The following is a 14,411-nucleotide window of genomic DNA, read 5'->3' on the forward strand; positions in this document are numbered from 1 at the left end:
CAGATCCAGATTGTGTTGCCCGCTCGCCTTCATGGGCGTGCGGGCATTGTTTTATAGAGAATTGTTTTAAAGAGAATTCGGAGCGAGTTATGGCGGGTCATTCCAAGTGGGCGAACATCAAGCACCGCAAAGAACGTCAGGATGCCAAGAAGGGCAAGATTTTCACCAAGTGGATTCGTGAACTGACTGTCGCGGCCCGTCAGGGTGGCGGTGATCCGGGCTCCAACCCGCGTTTGCGTCTGGCGCTGGACAAAGCCCTTGGCGCGAACATGAGCCGCGACATCATCGATCGCGCGGTTGCCCGTGGTGCTGGCGCTGCCGACACCGACGACATGGTCGAACTGAGCTATGAAGGCTATGGTCCGGGCGGCGTAGCGGTGATGGTCGAATGCATGACCGACAACCGCAACCGCACCGCAGCGGCTGTCCGTCACGCGTTCAGCAAATGTGGCGGCAACCTGGGAACCGACGGTTCGGTGGCCTACCTGTTCGAGCGCAAGGGGCAGATTTCCTTCGCGCCGGGCGTCGACGAAGACGCGTTGATGGAAGCCGCCATGGAAGCCGACGCCGATGACGTCGTCACCCACGAAGACGGCTCGATTGACGTGTTCACTTCGTTTGCTGGCTTCTACTCGGTTCGTAATGCCCTGGAAGCGGCCGGCTTCAAAGGGCATGACGCGGAAATCGTCATGCTGCCGACCACCAGTGCCGAACTGGACCTGGAAGGCGCCGAGAAAATCCTCAAGCTGATCGACATGCTCGAAGACCTGGATGACGTGCAGAACGTTTACTCCAATGCGGATATTCCAGAGTCGGTTGCCCAACAGCTCGGTTAAGGGCGACTAAGATCCAATGTGGGAGCGAGCCTGCTCGCGAAACCGGATTTTCAGGCAGCATCGTTGCTGAATATGAAACCGCTTTCGCGAGCCTGCTCACTCCCACATTTATTATTCGCTGTTTTTACTACCGTGCTTTTACTTAACCCGCAGGCGTTATGACTTTAATTCTTGGTATCGACCCCGGTTCGCGGATTACCGGTTACGGCGTGGTACGCGATACCGGTCGTGGCTGCGTGTACGTGGCCTCGGGCTGTATTCGTACCGGCAGCGGCGAGTTGCATGAGCGGCTGCAAATTGTTTACCGCGGTGTGCGTGAAGTCATCCAGACCTACGGCCCGGTCACCATGGGGATCGAAAAGGTCTTCATGGCCCGTAACGCCGACTCGGCCCTGAAGCTGGGCCAGGCGCGCGGCGCGGCCATCGTTGCCGGCGCCGAAGAAAACCTGGAAATCGCCGAATACACCGCAACGCAGGTCAAGCAGGCGGTGACCGGGACGGGCGCGGCAAATAAAGAGCAGGTGCAGATGATGGTCATGCACATGCTGAAACTGACCAGCAAACCGCAAATCGATGCCTCGGACGCCCTGGCAATCGCCATTTGCCATGCTCACACCCGTTCCAGTCTGTTGCCCCATGGTCTGGGGACGGCTCGTAGTCGTGGCGGTCGCCTTCGCCTCTGATCTGATAGCATCAGCCCACTCATTTTATCCGTTGAGCGTTTTGCGCCTGTTTTGCCGGCCGCCACGCTCACTTTGGTACTCGTCAGCCTGATCTGGCCAACGCTTAAGGATTTGAAACGTGATTGGACGTTTGCGCGGCACCTTGGCTGAAAAGCAGCCGCCGCACCTGATTCTGGATGTAAATGGTCTGGGCTATGAGCTGGAAGTGCCGATGACCACGCTGTATCGACTGCCGTCGGTCGGAGAGCCGATCACCTTGCACACCCATTTGGTTGTGCGTGAAGACGCCCAGTTGCTCTACGGTTTCATTGGCAAGCGTGAGCGCGATTTTTTCCGTGAGCTGATCCGCCTCAATGGCGTAGGCCCCAAACTGGCGCTGGCGTTGATGTCGAGTCTTGAAGTCGATGAGCTGGTGCGTTGCGTGCAAGCGCAGGACACGTCGGCGCTGACCAAGGTGCCAGGCGTCGGCAAAAAAACGGCCGAGCGTTTGCTGGTGGAACTCAAGGATCGTTTCAAGGCCTGGGAAACCGTGCCAAGTATGTTCGCCCTGGTGCCTAATCAGCCGGATGCGCCAATGCCGGTGGTCACCGCTGAAAATGACGCAGTGAGTGCGCTGATTTCCCTGGGCTACAAGCCGCAGGAGGCCAGCAAGGCGATTTCTGCCATCAAGGAGAAAGGGTTGAGCAGTGAAGACCTGATTCGTCGCGCCCTGAAGGGAATGATTTAAGTGATTGAAGCTGATCGTCTGATCGCCGCCACGGGTGGTCCCCGTGACCGCGAAGAAGTCCAGGACCGCGCGATTCGTCCCGTCAGCCTGGCCGAATACATCGGCCAGCCGACTGTTCGCGAGCAGATGGAGTTGTTCATCCAGGCTGCTCGCGGGCGCAACGAGTCCCTCGATCACACGCTGATCTTCGGCCCGCCGGGGCTGGGTAAAACCACCCTGGCCAACATCATTGCCCAGGAAATGGGCGTGTCGATCAAAAGCACCTCGGGGCCGGTCCTCGAGCGTCCGGGGGATCTGGCGGCGCTGCTGACCAACCTCGAACCGCATGATGTGCTGTTTATCGACGAGATCCATCGGCTGTCGCCGATTGTCGAAGAAGTGCTGTACCCGGCCATGGAAGATTTCCAGCTCGACATCATGATCGGTGAAGGGCCGGCGGCGCGTTCGATCAAGCTCGACCTGCCACCGTTCACCCTGGTCGGCGCCACCACGCGCGCCGGGATGCTGACCAATCCGTTGCGTGACCGTTTCGGTATCGTTCAGCGCCTGGAGTTCTATAACACGGCGGATCTGGCGACCATCGTCAGTCGCTCGGCGAACATCCTCGGCTTGCCGCTGGACCCGGAGGGCGCCTTTGAAATCGCTCGTCGGGCCCGTGGTACGCCGCGTATTGCCAACCGTTTGTTGCGCCGGGTGCGCGATTTTGCCGAAGTGCGGGCAAAGGGGCACATCACTAAACCGATTGCCGATCTGGCGCTGAACCTGCTGGATGTCGATGAGCGTGGTTTCGATCACCAGGACCGGCGATTGCTGTTGACCATGATCGAGAAGTTCGATGGCGGCCCGGTCGGGGTGGACAGTCTCGCGGCGGCGATCAGCGAAGAGCGGCACACCATCGAGGACGTGCTGGAGCCCTACCTGATTCAGCAGGGCTATATCATGCGGACCCCGCGTGGACGGGTCGTGACCCGGCATGCGTACTTGCATTTCGGTTTGAATATCCCGTCACGGTTGGGCGAAATGCCCGTGCCAGACGAGTTTCTTGATGCAGTAGACGAATGACGACCTCTGCGTGCCGATTTATTTCAGCTTTGTGTGGTCCTACGGGACTGCGATTGCCGATCTTTCGCACGAAAGTCGTTCGAGAATGAAAAACAGTTGCCTGGCCGGATTGGCAACCTGAGGAGTAAGCACTAGAGTATGCGCGCGCAAAACGGGCTTGAGTCGTTCGCACATCGTTGTCGCGTTTATTACGAGGACACCGATGCCGGCGGCATCGTGTATTACGTTAATTACCTTAAGTTTATGGAGCGGGCTCGAACCGAGCGGCTACGGGAGCTGGGCTTTGCCCAATCGCAGCTTGCTGGTGAGGACCTGTTGTTCGTCGTGCATTCCAGCGAAGCGCGCTATCACGCGCCGGCGCGACTGGACGACGAGCTTCTGGTAAGTGCAGAAGTAATCGAATTGAACCGCGTCAGCCTGCGCTTTAAACAGCAGGTCAGGCGAGCCGCGGATAATGCACTGCTCTGCGAAGGGCAGTTTTTGGTGGCCTGTGTGCGCACCCATAGTTTGAAACCCCGGGCCATTCCCGAAGCTCTACGTGCGGCCTTTGCCGACGTGAGCGGCGCGGGTACACACTCAGAGCAGGAGATAAAGCGTGGAAGCTAACGTCGTCGACCATTCCTCCATGTGGAGCCTGGTCAGCAATGCCAGCGTTGTGGTGCAGTTGGTAATGCTGATCCTGGTAGCCGCATCGGTGACCTCGTGGATCATGATCTTTCAGCGCAGCAACTTGCTGCGTGCCGGTCGACGTGCCCTGGAGAGCTTTGAAGAGCGCTTCTGGTCCGGCATCGACCTGTCCAAACTCTACCGTCAGGCCGGCAGCAACCCTGACCCGGATTCCGGCGTAGAGCAGATCTTCCGTGCAGGCTTCAAGGAATTCTCCCGTCTGCGTCAGCAGCCAGGCGTTGATCCGGAAGCGGTCATGGAAGGTGTGGCACGTGCCATGCGCGTGGCCATTTCCCGCGAAGAAGAAAAGCTCGAGCAGAGCCTGCCGTTCCTTGCGACCGTCGGTTCCGTCAGCCCGTACATCGGTCTGTTCGGTACAGTCTGGGGCATCATGAACTCCTTCCGCGGCCTGGCCACTGCCCAGCAAGCGACCCTGGCCACCGTGGCTCCAGGTATTGCCGAGGCACTGGTTGCAACGGCAATCGGCCTGTTCGCGGCGATCCCGGCCGTTATCGCTTACAACCGTTTCTCTGCCCGCAGCGAAACCTTGCTTAGCCGTTACTACACCTTCGCCGACGAGTTCCAGGCGATCCTGCACCGCAAAGTGCACACCAGCGAAGAATAAGCAGGTAATTCCCAATGGCTTTAATCGCTCGAGCTCGCAAAAAGCGCAAGCCGGTTGCCGAGATGAACGTGGTGCCTTACATCGACGTGATGCTGGTACTGTTGGTCATCTTCATGGTGACCGCACCGATGCTCAATCAGGGCGTGAAAGTTGATCTGCCCAAGGTTTCCAGCGAAGCCTTGCCGCAAGACAACAACACCCAGGTCCTGACCATTTCGATCAAGGCTGACAAGACCTATTACTGGAACCTTGGCAGCGAAGTCGACACCGATAAACAGCAGGACAGGGCCATGACCCTGCCGCAGATGACCAGCGCCGTGACCAAAATCATCAGCGCCGGTAATGAAAACGGCAAGCACACCCAGGTCTTCATTCGCGGTGACAAGAGCGTCGATTACGGCTCCGTCATGGGGGCCATGGGTGGGTTGCAGAAAGCCGGGGTCGGTAATGTTGGCTTGATTACCGAGGCGCCCTGATGCAGCAACAGCGAGAGCCGACAGCCTCGGAAAGCTACTTCTGGCCTAGTGTCTGGGCGATCGGCCTGCACGTGCTGGTATTTGGCATGCTGTTCGTCAGTTTTGCCATGACCCCGGAGCTGCCGCCGGCCAAGCCGATCGTCCAGGCGACCCTGTACCAACTGAAATCGAAAAGTCGGGCGACTACCCAGACCAATCAGAAGATTGCGGGTGAAGCGCAGAAATCCGCTGCGCGCCAGACCGAAGTCGAACAGATGGAACAGAAGAAGGTCGAGCAGGAAGCGGTGAAGGCTGCGGAACAAAAGAAAGAAGCGGCGGCTCAAAAAGCCGAGGAAGCCAAGAAGGCCGACGAGTCGAAGAAAGCGGAAGAGGCGAAAAAGGCTGATGAAGCCAAGAAAGCCGATGAAGCGAAGAAGACCGCCGAAGCCAAAAAGGCCGAACAGAAACAATTGGCTGATATAGCCAAGAAGAAAGCTGAAGAAGAAGCCAAGAAAGCCGCTGAAGAAGAGGCCAAGAAAGAGGCCGCTGAAGAAGCGAAGAAAAAGATAGTCGAAGACGCGAAGAAGAAAGCCGCGGAAGACGCCAAGAAGGTAGCTGAAGCAAACGAGGCGAAGAAGAAAGTCGCCGAGGATGCGAAGAAGAAAGCTGCTGCCGATGCTGCGAAGAAAAAATCGCAGGAAGCGGCGCGTAAATCTGCCGAAGAGAAAAAGGCTCAGGCCCTGGCTGATTTGCTTTCCGATACGCCGCAGCGTCAGCAAGCCTTGGCCGATGAGCAGGGCGATGAAACCGCGGGCAGTTTCGATGATCTGATTCGTGCTCGGGCAGCGGAAGGTTGGGCTCGTCCTCCTTCGGCACGCAAAGGCATGACGGTCGTGCTGCAAATCGGCATGTTGCCCGATGGTACGGTGACTTCGGTCAGCGTGGCCAAGTCCAGTGGCGATGGTCCGTTTGACGCTTCGGCTGTGGCGGCGGTCAAGAATATTGGACGTTTGACAGAAATGCAGGGAATGAAGCCGAGCGATTTCGCTCCCTATCGTTCATTCAAGATGACATTCACACCTGAGGATCTAGCCTTGTGAGAAACCTTCTTCGAGGAATGCTTGTCGTTATTTGCTGCATGGCAGGGATAGCGGCAGCAGATGAAAAGAACATTCTGGTCACCAGCGGCAGTGACCGGGCAACACCGATTGCGGTCGTTCCATTTGGCTGGCAGGGCGGTAGCGTCCTGCCGGACGACATGGCGGAAATCATCGGCAACGACCTGCGCAACTCGGGTTACTACTCGCCGATTCCAAAGCAGAACATGATCAGCCAGCCGACTTCGGCCAGCGAAGTCATCTACCGTGACTGGAAGGCCTTGGGCGCCCAGTACATTATGGTTGGCAGCATTGTTCCGGCGGGTGGTCGCCTGCAGGTGCAATACGCGCTGTTCAACGTCGCGACCGAGCAGCAAGTGCTGACCGGTAGCGTGTCGGGTGGCGTCGATCAACTGCGCGACATGGCGCACTACATCTCCGACCAGTCGTTCGAAAAACTGACTGGCATCAAGGGCGCGTTCTCCACACGCCTGCTGTATGTAACGGCCGAACGCTTTTCGGTGAACAACACCCGCTACACCCTGCAGCGTTCGGACTACGACGGTGCTCGTGCCGTGACCCTGCTGCAATCGCGTGAGCCGATCCTGTCGCCGCGTTTTGCCCCCGATGGCAAGCGCATCGCCTATGTGTCGTTCGAGCAGAAGCGTCCGCGCATTTTCATGCAGAACATCGACACCGGTCGCCGCGAGCAGATCACCAACTTCGAAGGCCTCAACGGCGCGCCAGCCTGGTCGCCGGATGGTTCGCGCCTGGCGTTCGTGCTGTCCAAGGACGGTAACCCGGACATCTACGTGATGAACCTGGGTTCGCGTCAGGTCACTCGTGTGACGGCTGGCCCTGGCATCAACACCGAACCGTTCTGGGGCAAGGATGGTTCGACCATCTACTTCACCTCCGACCGTGGCGGCAAGCCGCAGATCTACAAGACCAACATCAATGGTGGTGGTGCGGAGCGTGTGACCTTTATCGGTAACTACAACGCCAACCCGAAACTGTCGGCTGACGAGAAGACGCTTGTCATGATTCACCGTCAGGATGGCTTCACCAATTTCCGGGTGGCGGCTCAGGATTTGCAGCGCGGTAGTGTAAAGATCCTGACAGACACCAACCTAGATGAGTCAGCCACTGTTGCGCCCAACGGCACCATGGTAATCTACGCCACCGCCCAGCAGGGCCGGGGAGTCTTGATGCTCGTGTCCATCAATGGACGCGTAAGGCTCCCGCTTCCTACCGCTCAAGGCGAAGTCAGAGAACCTTCCTGGTCCCCTTACCTGAACTGACGCGGCGCTACACGTTTTACTTAACACATTGGGGTTCATTAGGAGTTTCACGATGGAAATGCTGAAGTTTGGTAAGTTTGCTGCGCTGGCCCTGGCCATGGCTGTAGCTGTAGGTTGCTCGTCCAAAGGCGGCGACAACGCCGGTGCAGGCGCTGTAGATCCAAACGCTGGTTACGGCGCTAACACCGGTGCAGTTGACGGCTCCCTGAGCGAAGAAGCTGCTCTGCGCGCAATCACCACCTTCTACTTCGAATACGACAGCTCGGACCTGAAGCCAGAAGCCATGCGCGCTCTGGACGTTCACGCCAAAGACCTGAAAGCAAACGGCGCTCGCGTTGTTCTGGAAGGCAACACCGACGAACGTGGTACTCGTGAGTACAACATGGCACTGGGCGAGCGTCGTGCGAAAGCCGTTCAACGCTACCTGGTACTGCAAGGTGTTTCCCCAGCTCAGGCGGAACTGGTTTCCTACGGTAAAGAGCGTCCAGTTGCTACTGGTCACGACGAGCAGTCCTGGGCTCAAAACCGTCGCGTCGAACTGCGTAAGTAATTCGTCATGCGAACGTGCCGTCGTGCTGTAACTGTTCTGGCTCTCAGTCTTGCACCGCTTGCGGTGTGGGCTGCGGTTCCTGTGGTCGATGACAACTCCGGTTATAACAATAGCGGGAGCAGTTATCCGCCTGCGGGTTACGGTACGAACGGCGCCTATGCCGGGGGAGGGGTTACGGCCCCTGCCTCGGGACAGGGCGTGCTGTTCAACCAACTGCAACAAATGCAGGAACAAATCGCACGTCAACAAGGTGCGATCGAAGTTCTGCAAAATGATGTAGCGCGCATGAAGCAGGAAAACCTGGAGCGGTATCAGGATCTTGATCGGCGTATTGGAACCGGCGGTGCACCCGCTGCGGCTCCTCAAAATTCTCCAGCCGGTGGCGATATGAATAATGCCGCCGGTGCAGCTGCAGGTGCGAGTGCTGCTACTCAAGCCCCTGCGGCCAGCAGCGAACCGGGTGATCCGGCGAAGGAAAAGCTCTATTACGATGCGGCCTTCGACCTGATCAAAGCCAAGGATTTCGACAAGGCCAGCCAGGCGTTTGCGGCATTCCTGCGCAAATACCCGAACAGTCAGTACGCGGGCAATGCCCAATACTGGTTGGGCGAAGTGAACCTGGCCAAGGGCGACCTGCAAGGTGCGGGTCAGGCTTTTGCCAAGGTTTCGCAGCTGTACCCCAAGCACGCCAAAGTGCCTGACTCGCTGTACAAGCTCGCTGATGTAGAGCGCCGCCTGGGTCATACCGACAAGGTCAAAGGCATTCTGCAGCAGGTGGTTTCCCAATACCCGGGTACTTCCGCCGCTCAGCTGGCCCAACGCGATCTACAGCGCATGTAAGGCTGTTTGACCCGTTTACAAGAAACCCGCGCTTGCCGCGGGTTTTTTCGTTAGAATTCACCCCCCTTTTTTATGAAACACCGCTTTTAGGGATCTGCGCGTTGGCGGGGTTCCTTTAAGTGCCTGACGGAGGCGGACAGCCTGTTTAGCTGTTACGCCCGTGGCGACTATGCAAGACACATTGAGAATTACCGAAGTTTTTTACTCGTTGCAGGGTGAAACGCGGACTGCCGGGCTGCCCACTGTATTTGTACGCCTGACCGGTTGCCCATTGCGTTGCCAATACTGCGACAGCGCCTACGCCTTCACTGGCGGCACCGTTCGCCCGCTCGACGATATCCTCGAGCAAGTGGCCGGCTTTCGTCCGCGCTACGTCTGTGTCACCGGTGGTGAGCCCCTGGCACAACCTAATGCCATCCCTTTGCTCAAGCAGCTGTGTGACGCCGGTTACGAGGTGTCGCTGGAAACCAGTGGCGCCCTGGATATTTCAGCGGTCGATCCTCGGGTCAGTCGAGTGCTCGACCTGAAAACACCGGGGTCGAAAGAGGCGCATCGCAACCTCTACGAGAACATCGCGCTGCTGACGGCCAACGATCAGGTCAAGTTCGTGATCTGCTCTCGCGAAGACTACGACTGGGCGGTGTCCAAACTGATTCAGTACGGTCTCGACCAGCGTGCCGGCGAAGTCCTGTTCTCGCCGAGTCACCATGACTTGAGCGCACGCGACCTGGCTGACTGGATTGTTGCGGACAACCTGCCAGTGCGCCTGCAATTGCAGTTGCATAAATATCTTTGGAACGACGAGCCGGGGCGCTGAAATGACTGAACAACTGAACAAGGCAGAAAAACGCGCAGTCATTCTGCTGTCCGGCGGTCTGGACTCGGCAACGGTCGTGGCGATGGCTCGTGCTGACGGCTACAGCTGCTACACCATGAGTTTCGACTACGGCCAGCGTCACCGCGCCGAGTTGCACGCGGCCGAGCGCGTAGCGCGTGATCTGGGCGTGGTCGAGCATAAGGTGATTGGCCTGAACCTGAACGGCATTGGTGGCTCGGCACTGACCGACAGCTCCATCGATGTGCCTGAGGCGCCGAGCGAAGGTATCCCGATCACTTACGTGCCGGCCCGCAATACGGTGTTCCTGTCCCTGGCGTTGGGCTGGGCGGAAGTGCTCGGGGCGCGCGACATTTTCATCGGCGTGAATGCGGTGGACTATTCCGGTTACCCGGATTGCCGTCCCGAGTTCATCGAAGCCTTCGAGCGCATGGCCAATTTGGCGACCAAGGCCGGGGTAGAGGGGAACGGCTTCCGTATTCAGGCGCCGCTGCAAAACCTCAGCAAGGCGCAAATTGTCCAGGCAGGGGTGAAGCTCGGCGTCGACTATGCACTGACGGTTTCCTGCTATCAGGCGGACGATAACGGCCGTGCATGCGGCAAATGCGACAGCTGCCGTCTGCGTGCAGAAGGCTTCCTGGCGGCCGGAATCAGTGACCCAACCGCTTATTTTTGATTTATTTCAAATTAGGTGTTGAATAGTCCTTAAAAATCAGTATTATACGCGCCACCACACAGCGGGTCGTTAGCTCAGTTGGTAGAGCAGTTGGCTTTTAACCAATTGGTCGTAGGTTCGAATCCCACACGACCCACCACTTTAAAAAATCTGGAAGGCCCACGTAAGTGTGGATTTCCGGGTTTTTTTTGCCCGCGATTTGAGCCTGGCTCAATCCGGGTGCAGTACCGCGTGACGCAGGTCAGAATGGTCTTTTGCATCTCGGGGATATTCTGTAGCCTTGCGCAGCTTCAACGCTGTCCGTGCCTGATGAATACTCACTCTCCCGGCGGTACCTTCTGTGGTCCGGAGCCGGGTGTATACTCGACTTTCGCGCGAAAGCGCCCGCAGGTCTTGCGATCATGACGCAAATTTCCGAACGCCTTCTGGTACAAGCCCACCTCGACGCCAAACAGCCCAAACCGCTGAGCGCCGAAGAGCAAGCCTATTACCGCGCTGCCATCGCCGCCGAGCTCAAGGCTCAGGACGCGGTGCTGGTTGCCCACTTCTATTGCGATCCGATCATTCAGGCCCTGGCCGAAGAAACCGGTGGCTGCGTTTCCGACTCCCTGGAAATGGCCCGCTTCGGCAATGCGCACCCGGCCAAGACCGTCGTGGTTGCCGGTGTGAAGTTCATGGGCGAGACCGCAAAAATCCTCAACCCGGAAAAACGCGTACTGATGCCGACCCTGGAAGCGACCTGCTCGCTGGACCTGGGTTGCCCGGTCGACGAGTTCTCGGCGTTTTGCGATCAGCACCCGGAACGCACGGTGGTGGTGTATGCCAACACCTCGGCAGCGGTGAAGGCGCGGGCGGACTGGGTAGTGACCTCCAGCTGCGCGCTGGAGATTGTCGAGAGCCTGATGGATAACGGCGAAACGATCATCTGGGGCCCGGACAAGCACCTGGGTACCTACATCCAGCGCAAGACCGGCGCCGACATGCTGCTCTGGGACGGTGCCTGCATCGTTCACGAAGAGTTCAAGGCCAAGCAGCTGGAAGACATGAAAGCCCTGTATCCGGACGCCGCCATTCTGGTGCACCCGGAGTCGCCGACAGCGGTGATCGAGTTGGCCGACGCGGTGGGTTCCACCAGCCAGTTGATCGCCGCTGCGCAACGCCTGCCAAACAAGACGCTGATCGTTGCGACCGACCGCGGCATTTTCTACAAGATGCAGCAGCTGTGCCCGGACAAGGTCTTCATTGAGGCGCCTACGGCCGGTAACGGCGCGGCATGCCGCAGTTGCGCGCATTGCCCGTGGATGGCGATGAACACCCTTGAGCGCACGTTACAGTGCCTGCGTGAGGGCTCAGGCGAGATATTTGTCGAGCCGGCGCTGATCCCTCAGGCGATTCGCCCGCTCAAGCGCATGCTCGACTTCACCGCGGCGGCGCGGATGAAGCTGGCCGGCAACGCCTAAGGTTCTCTGGGGGAAGGGCGCTTGCTCCCGCTGGGGTGCGGAGCGTCCCTAAACCCGCTGATTTGCTGTGTCAGCCGTGGACTCCAGCTCCAGGAGAGGAGGGCGTCTTGACCCGGTTTCCCTGCGCGCAGAAAGCAATTCGGGTGTGGCCAACGCAACCCGTGAACGATCAGGGTGATGGTTCGAGGCGTTTCAGGCTTCCGGAGTCTGGGCCGCACACTCATGCAGCCATTCGATGAATGCGGACACGCGTCGGGGTAGCGGCTCAAGTGCCGGGTGCACGATGTAGTAATCGTAATCGCCACGCCGCGCAAAGCCGCCAAATGGCAAGACCAGTTTGCCTTGCTGGATCGGTCCGCTGATTAGTTGCTCCCGCCCGATCGCCAGTCCTGCGTGATTGATGGCGGCTGTCACGCACAAATCCGAACGATCGAAGGTCACCCCCCGTTTTGGCATGGGGACACCAGCGCCATGGTATCTGATCCACATCGTCCATTCGGAATCAAAGGCCGCATGGTCCCAGGCCAATGAATCATGCAGCAATGTGCAATGCTCCAGATGTTGTACCGAGTCGAATAGCCGGTAGCGATTAGCGTATTCGGGGCTACAGACCGGCGCGACCCGCTCTTGCATCAGCCGGTGTGAAATCAGGCCATGGAATTCTCCATTGCCGTAATACAACGCCAGATCAATCTTTCGAGATCGAAAGTCGATGCTGTCATTGCCAACGCGAAGGTCCAGCGTTACCCCGGGGAATCGTGCACCGAACTCCGCCAGGCGCGGCACCAGCCAGGCGTGTGCGATAGAGGGATGGGCGTAGAGGGTCAGCGGCCCGGCCAGATCGGCGTCGACCGGCTGGGCGAGGACCTCGGACAGGTCGCCCAGCGTTCGCTGCAAAATTTCGAAGATGCGTTCCCCGGCTTCCGTCAACTGCACCCGGCGAGTCAACCGTTTGAACAGCTGAATCGACAGCTCCGCTTCCAGTCGGGCGATGCGATGGCTGACGGCACTGGCAGTCAGGCACAACTCGTCGGCGGCCTTGGTGAAGCTGAGATGACGCGCAGCGACCTGAAAGGTGAACAGATTCGAGAACTGGCTGCTGTTGAGCTTTGCGTCCAGTCGAGGCGGTAGGTTGAACAAGTAGGCACTTCTCCTTTCAATGTATCGTCGCCACTTTTCGTGACCCGGACACCGATCATGTGTCCGGGTCAGACACTCGCTTTCAGTCTTGAAGCACTTGCGCGCCTTGCGCCAGGTAAGCTTGCATCTCAGGCTCGGGAACCATGCTGCCACCCGTGGCCCAGATCAAATGGGTGGCACGGCTGTAAGCCTCGACGCTCAGGCCACTGCGCTGCAAGTACTCGGCGCGATGGGCATGGAGCCGGGCGATACCTGGGACGCCAGCCAGGGCCGACGGCTCCAGATTCAGACCTTCGCTATCAGCGGTCAGCCAGAGCAAGGCATGCAATTCGTCATCGCTGACTGTGTAATAACCGTCGATCAAACGTTGCATGGTCCGGCCGACAAAACCCGAGGCCCGCCCCACGGCAAGCCCATCGGCGGCGGTGATGTTATCGATACCGAAATCCTGCACCGACACCTCGTCATGCAGCCCGGTGTAGACACCGAGAAACATGCAGGGCGAATGAGTAGGTTCGGCAAATATACAGTGAACCGCATCACCGAAGACCAACTTCAAGCCAAACGCCACTCCGCCAGGGCCCCCACCGACACCACAGGGCAGGTAGACAAACAGCGGATGCTCGGCATCGACCCTCAGGCCCGCCAGGCTCAATTGCTGATTCAGGCGTTCAGCCGCCACCGCGTAGCCAAGGAACAGGTCGGTGGAGTTTTCGTCATCGACGAAATGACAGCCTGGATCTTCCTTCGCTTGCTGGCGCCCCTGTGCTACCGCAATGCTGTAGTCACTGGCATATTCCATGACGGTCACACCATGGGTGCGCAGTTTGTCCTTCTTCCATTGGCGTGCATCGGCGGACATGTGCACCGTGACCTGAAAGCCCAGTCGGGCCCCCATAAGCCCGATGGATAAACCCAGGTTGCCCGTGGAGCCCACGGCAATTCGGTATTGACTGAAAAACTCTCGAGCCTGCGGTGTGTCGAGCACCTCATAGTTGCCATCCAGCGTGAGCAGTCCGGCCTCAAGGGCGAGTCCTTCGGCATGCTTGAGCACTTCATAGATGCCGCCTCGGGCCTTAACCGATCCTGAGATGGGCAAATGGCTGTCTTTCTTGATCCACAGCGCCCCAGGCAGTACCTGGCTATACCTTGCGTCCAAAACGCCGCGCAGCGAAGGCAGCGGCTGGATGTCCGATTCGATGATGCCGTGAGTTGGCAGTGTTTCGGGGAAGGCAGATTGAAAGTACGCCGCGAAGCGATTCAACCGGGCGCTGGCATCCGCCACATCGTTGGCATTCAACGGGAGGTCTTTCAAGGCCTCGGCGGTCGGTGCGCGCACCGGTGTGAACCAAGTGGTTTCACGCAACTCCACCAGGTCGTGGATCAGTGGGTGGCTGGTTTTCCAGTCATCCAGCATTTTGCCTGCAATCATTAATGGTGACTCCTGCATTCAGTAAA

General features: G+C 58.5%; 16 protein-coding genes and 1 tRNA gene. 15 read left to right on the forward strand and 2 right to left on the reverse strand.

The window, feature by feature from the left end:
* Nucleotides 1-89 precede the first annotated feature (89 nt).
* The 15 genes from HK44_RS12295 (at nucleotide 90) to nadA (ending at nucleotide 11,813) form a co-directional block, all read left to right on the forward strand.
* Complete coding sequence (locus HK44_RS12295; RefSeq protein ID WP_019693261.1) at nucleotides 90-836, forward strand: YebC/PmpR family DNA-binding transcriptional regulator; 747 nt, start codon at nucleotides 90-92, stop codon at nucleotides 834-836.
* Nucleotides 837-994: 158 nt separating this feature from the next.
* Entirely contained in the window at nucleotides 995-1,519 is a 525-nt protein-coding gene (gene ruvC / locus HK44_RS12300) for a crossover junction endodeoxyribonuclease RuvC (RefSeq protein ID WP_019693260.1), read from the forward strand.
* 118 nt (nucleotides 1,520-1,637) lie between these two features.
* A complete protein-coding gene (gene ruvA / locus HK44_RS12305) occupies nucleotides 1,638-2,246 on the forward strand; it encodes a Holliday junction branch migration protein RuvA (protein ID WP_019693259.1) in 609 nt (202 codons plus the stop codon).
* Nucleotides 2,247-3,308, forward strand: a complete 1,062-nt coding sequence (ruvB, locus tag HK44_RS12310; RefSeq protein WP_019693258.1) for a Holliday junction branch migration DNA helicase RuvB — start codon at nucleotides 2,247-2,249, stop codon at nucleotides 3,306-3,308.
* 138 nt (nucleotides 3,309-3,446) lie between these two features.
* On the forward strand, nucleotides 3,447-3,914 hold the full coding sequence (gene ybgC / locus HK44_RS12315) for a tol-pal system-associated acyl-CoA thioesterase (RefSeq protein WP_019693257.1): 468 nt from the start codon (nucleotides 3,447-3,449) through the stop codon (nucleotides 3,912-3,914).
* A complete protein-coding gene (gene tolQ / locus HK44_RS12320; protein WP_019693256.1) occupies nucleotides 3,904-4,599 on the forward strand; it encodes a protein TolQ in 696 nt (231 codons plus the stop codon). Before ybgC ends, tolQ begins: the two co-directional genes overlap by 11 nt.
* Nucleotides 4,600-4,622: 23 nt before the next feature.
* Entirely contained in the window at nucleotides 4,623-5,075 is a 453-nt protein-coding gene (gene tolR / locus HK44_RS12325; protein ID WP_162174768.1) for a protein TolR, read from the forward strand.
* Nucleotides 5,075-6,154, forward strand: a complete 1,080-nt coding sequence (tolA, locus tag HK44_RS12330) for a cell envelope integrity protein TolA (protein ID WP_019693254.1) — start codon at nucleotides 5,075-5,077, stop codon at nucleotides 6,152-6,154. The genes tolR and tolA overlap by 1 nt, the downstream gene beginning before the upstream one ends.
* A gap of 17 nt (nucleotides 6,155-6,171) precedes the next feature.
* Complete coding sequence (tolB, locus tag HK44_RS12335; RefSeq protein WP_187682496.1) at nucleotides 6,172-7,452, forward strand: Tol-Pal system beta propeller repeat protein TolB; 1,281 nt, start codon at nucleotides 6,172-6,174, stop codon at nucleotides 7,450-7,452.
* Nucleotides 7,453-7,504: 52 nt separating this feature from the next.
* Nucleotides 7,505-8,002 (forward strand): peptidoglycan-associated lipoprotein Pal, encoded by a 498-nt coding sequence (gene pal, locus HK44_RS12340; protein WP_019693252.1) that lies wholly within the window; start codon nucleotides 7,505-7,507, stop codon nucleotides 8,000-8,002.
* A 6-nt stretch (nucleotides 8,003-8,008) separates the two neighbouring features.
* Nucleotides 8,009-8,842: a tol-pal system protein YbgF gene (gene ybgF / locus HK44_RS12345; protein WP_019693251.1), complete on the forward strand. Its 834-nt coding sequence runs from the start codon at nucleotides 8,009-8,011 to the stop codon at nucleotides 8,840-8,842.
* 169 nt (nucleotides 8,843-9,011) lie between these two features.
* Nucleotides 9,012-9,659 (forward strand): 7-carboxy-7-deazaguanine synthase QueE, encoded by a 648-nt coding sequence (gene queE / locus HK44_RS12350; protein WP_019693250.1) that lies wholly within the window; start codon nucleotides 9,012-9,014, stop codon nucleotides 9,657-9,659.
* 1 nt (nucleotide 9,660) lies between these two features.
* The gene (gene queC / locus HK44_RS12355) at nucleotides 9,661-10,353 is read left to right on the forward strand and encodes a 7-cyano-7-deazaguanine synthase QueC (RefSeq protein ID WP_019693249.1); all 693 of its coding nucleotides are present in this window, start codon (nucleotides 9,661-9,663) and stop codon (nucleotides 10,351-10,353) included.
* A gap of 63 nt (nucleotides 10,354-10,416) precedes the next feature.
* Nucleotides 10,417-10,492 (forward strand) — tRNA-Lys (locus HK44_RS12360).
* 262 nt (nucleotides 10,493-10,754) lie between these two features.
* Nucleotides 10,755-11,813: a quinolinate synthase NadA gene (gene nadA, locus HK44_RS12365; protein ID WP_019693248.1), complete on the forward strand. Its 1,059-nt coding sequence runs from the start codon at nucleotides 10,755-10,757 to the stop codon at nucleotides 11,811-11,813.
* A 192-nt stretch (nucleotides 11,814-12,005) separates the two neighbouring features.
* Here the strand turns inward: nadA and dsdC are convergent, their stop codons facing one another.
* Both dsdC and dsdA read right to left on the reverse strand, forming a co-directional pair.
* The gene (dsdC, locus tag HK44_RS12370) at nucleotides 12,006-12,953 is read right to left on the reverse strand and encodes a DNA-binding transcriptional regulator DsdC (RefSeq protein ID WP_019693247.1); all 948 of its coding nucleotides are present in this window, start codon (nucleotides 12,951-12,953) and stop codon (nucleotides 12,006-12,008) included.
* 82 nt (nucleotides 12,954-13,035) lie between these two features.
* Entirely contained in the window at nucleotides 13,036-14,385 is a 1,350-nt protein-coding gene (dsdA, locus tag HK44_RS12375) for a D-serine ammonia-lyase (protein WP_019693246.1), read from the reverse strand.
* Nucleotides 14,386-14,411 lie beyond the last annotated feature (26 nt).

The sequence above is a fragment of the Pseudomonas fluorescens HK44 genome (assembly GCF_000217955.3).
Taxonomy (GTDB): Bacteria; Pseudomonadota; Gammaproteobacteria; order Pseudomonadales; family Pseudomonadaceae; genus Aquipseudomonas; species Aquipseudomonas fluorescens_AQ.

Bases quoted from the DNA above. Each gene is read 5' to 3' on its own strand.
- queE (WP_019693250.1), top strand. From the start codon at position 9,012: ATGCAAGACACATTGAGAATTACCGAAGTTTTTTACTCGTTGCAGGGT.
- tolB (WP_187682496.1), top strand. From the start codon at position 6,172: ATGCTTGTCGTTATTTGCTGCATGGCAGGGATAGCGGCAGCAGATGAA.
- pal (WP_019693252.1), top strand. From the start codon at position 7,505: ATGGAAATGCTGAAGTTTGGTAAGTTTGCTGCGCTGGCCCTGGCCATG.
- dsdA (WP_019693246.1), bottom strand. From the start codon at position 14,385: ATGATTGCAGGCAAAATGCTGGATGACTGGAAAACCAGCCACCCACTG.
- ruvC (WP_019693260.1), top strand. From the start codon at position 995: ATGACTTTAATTCTTGGTATCGACCCCGGTTCGCGGATTACCGGTTAC.
- nadA (WP_019693248.1), top strand. From the start codon at position 10,755: ATGACGCAAATTTCCGAACGCCTTCTGGTACAAGCCCACCTCGACGCC.
- ybgC (WP_019693257.1), top strand. From the start codon at position 3,447: ATGCGCGCGCAAAACGGGCTTGAGTCGTTCGCACATCGTTGTCGCGTT.
- queC (WP_019693249.1), top strand. From the start codon at position 9,661: ATGACTGAACAACTGAACAAGGCAGAAAAACGCGCAGTCATTCTGCTG.
- HK44_RS12295 (WP_019693261.1), top strand. From the start codon at position 90: ATGGCGGGTCATTCCAAGTGGGCGAACATCAAGCACCGCAAAGAACGT.
- tolA (WP_019693254.1), top strand. From the start codon at position 5,075: ATGCAGCAACAGCGAGAGCCGACAGCCTCGGAAAGCTACTTCTGGCCT.
- ybgF (WP_019693251.1), top strand. From the start codon at position 8,009: ATGCGAACGTGCCGTCGTGCTGTAACTGTTCTGGCTCTCAGTCTTGCA.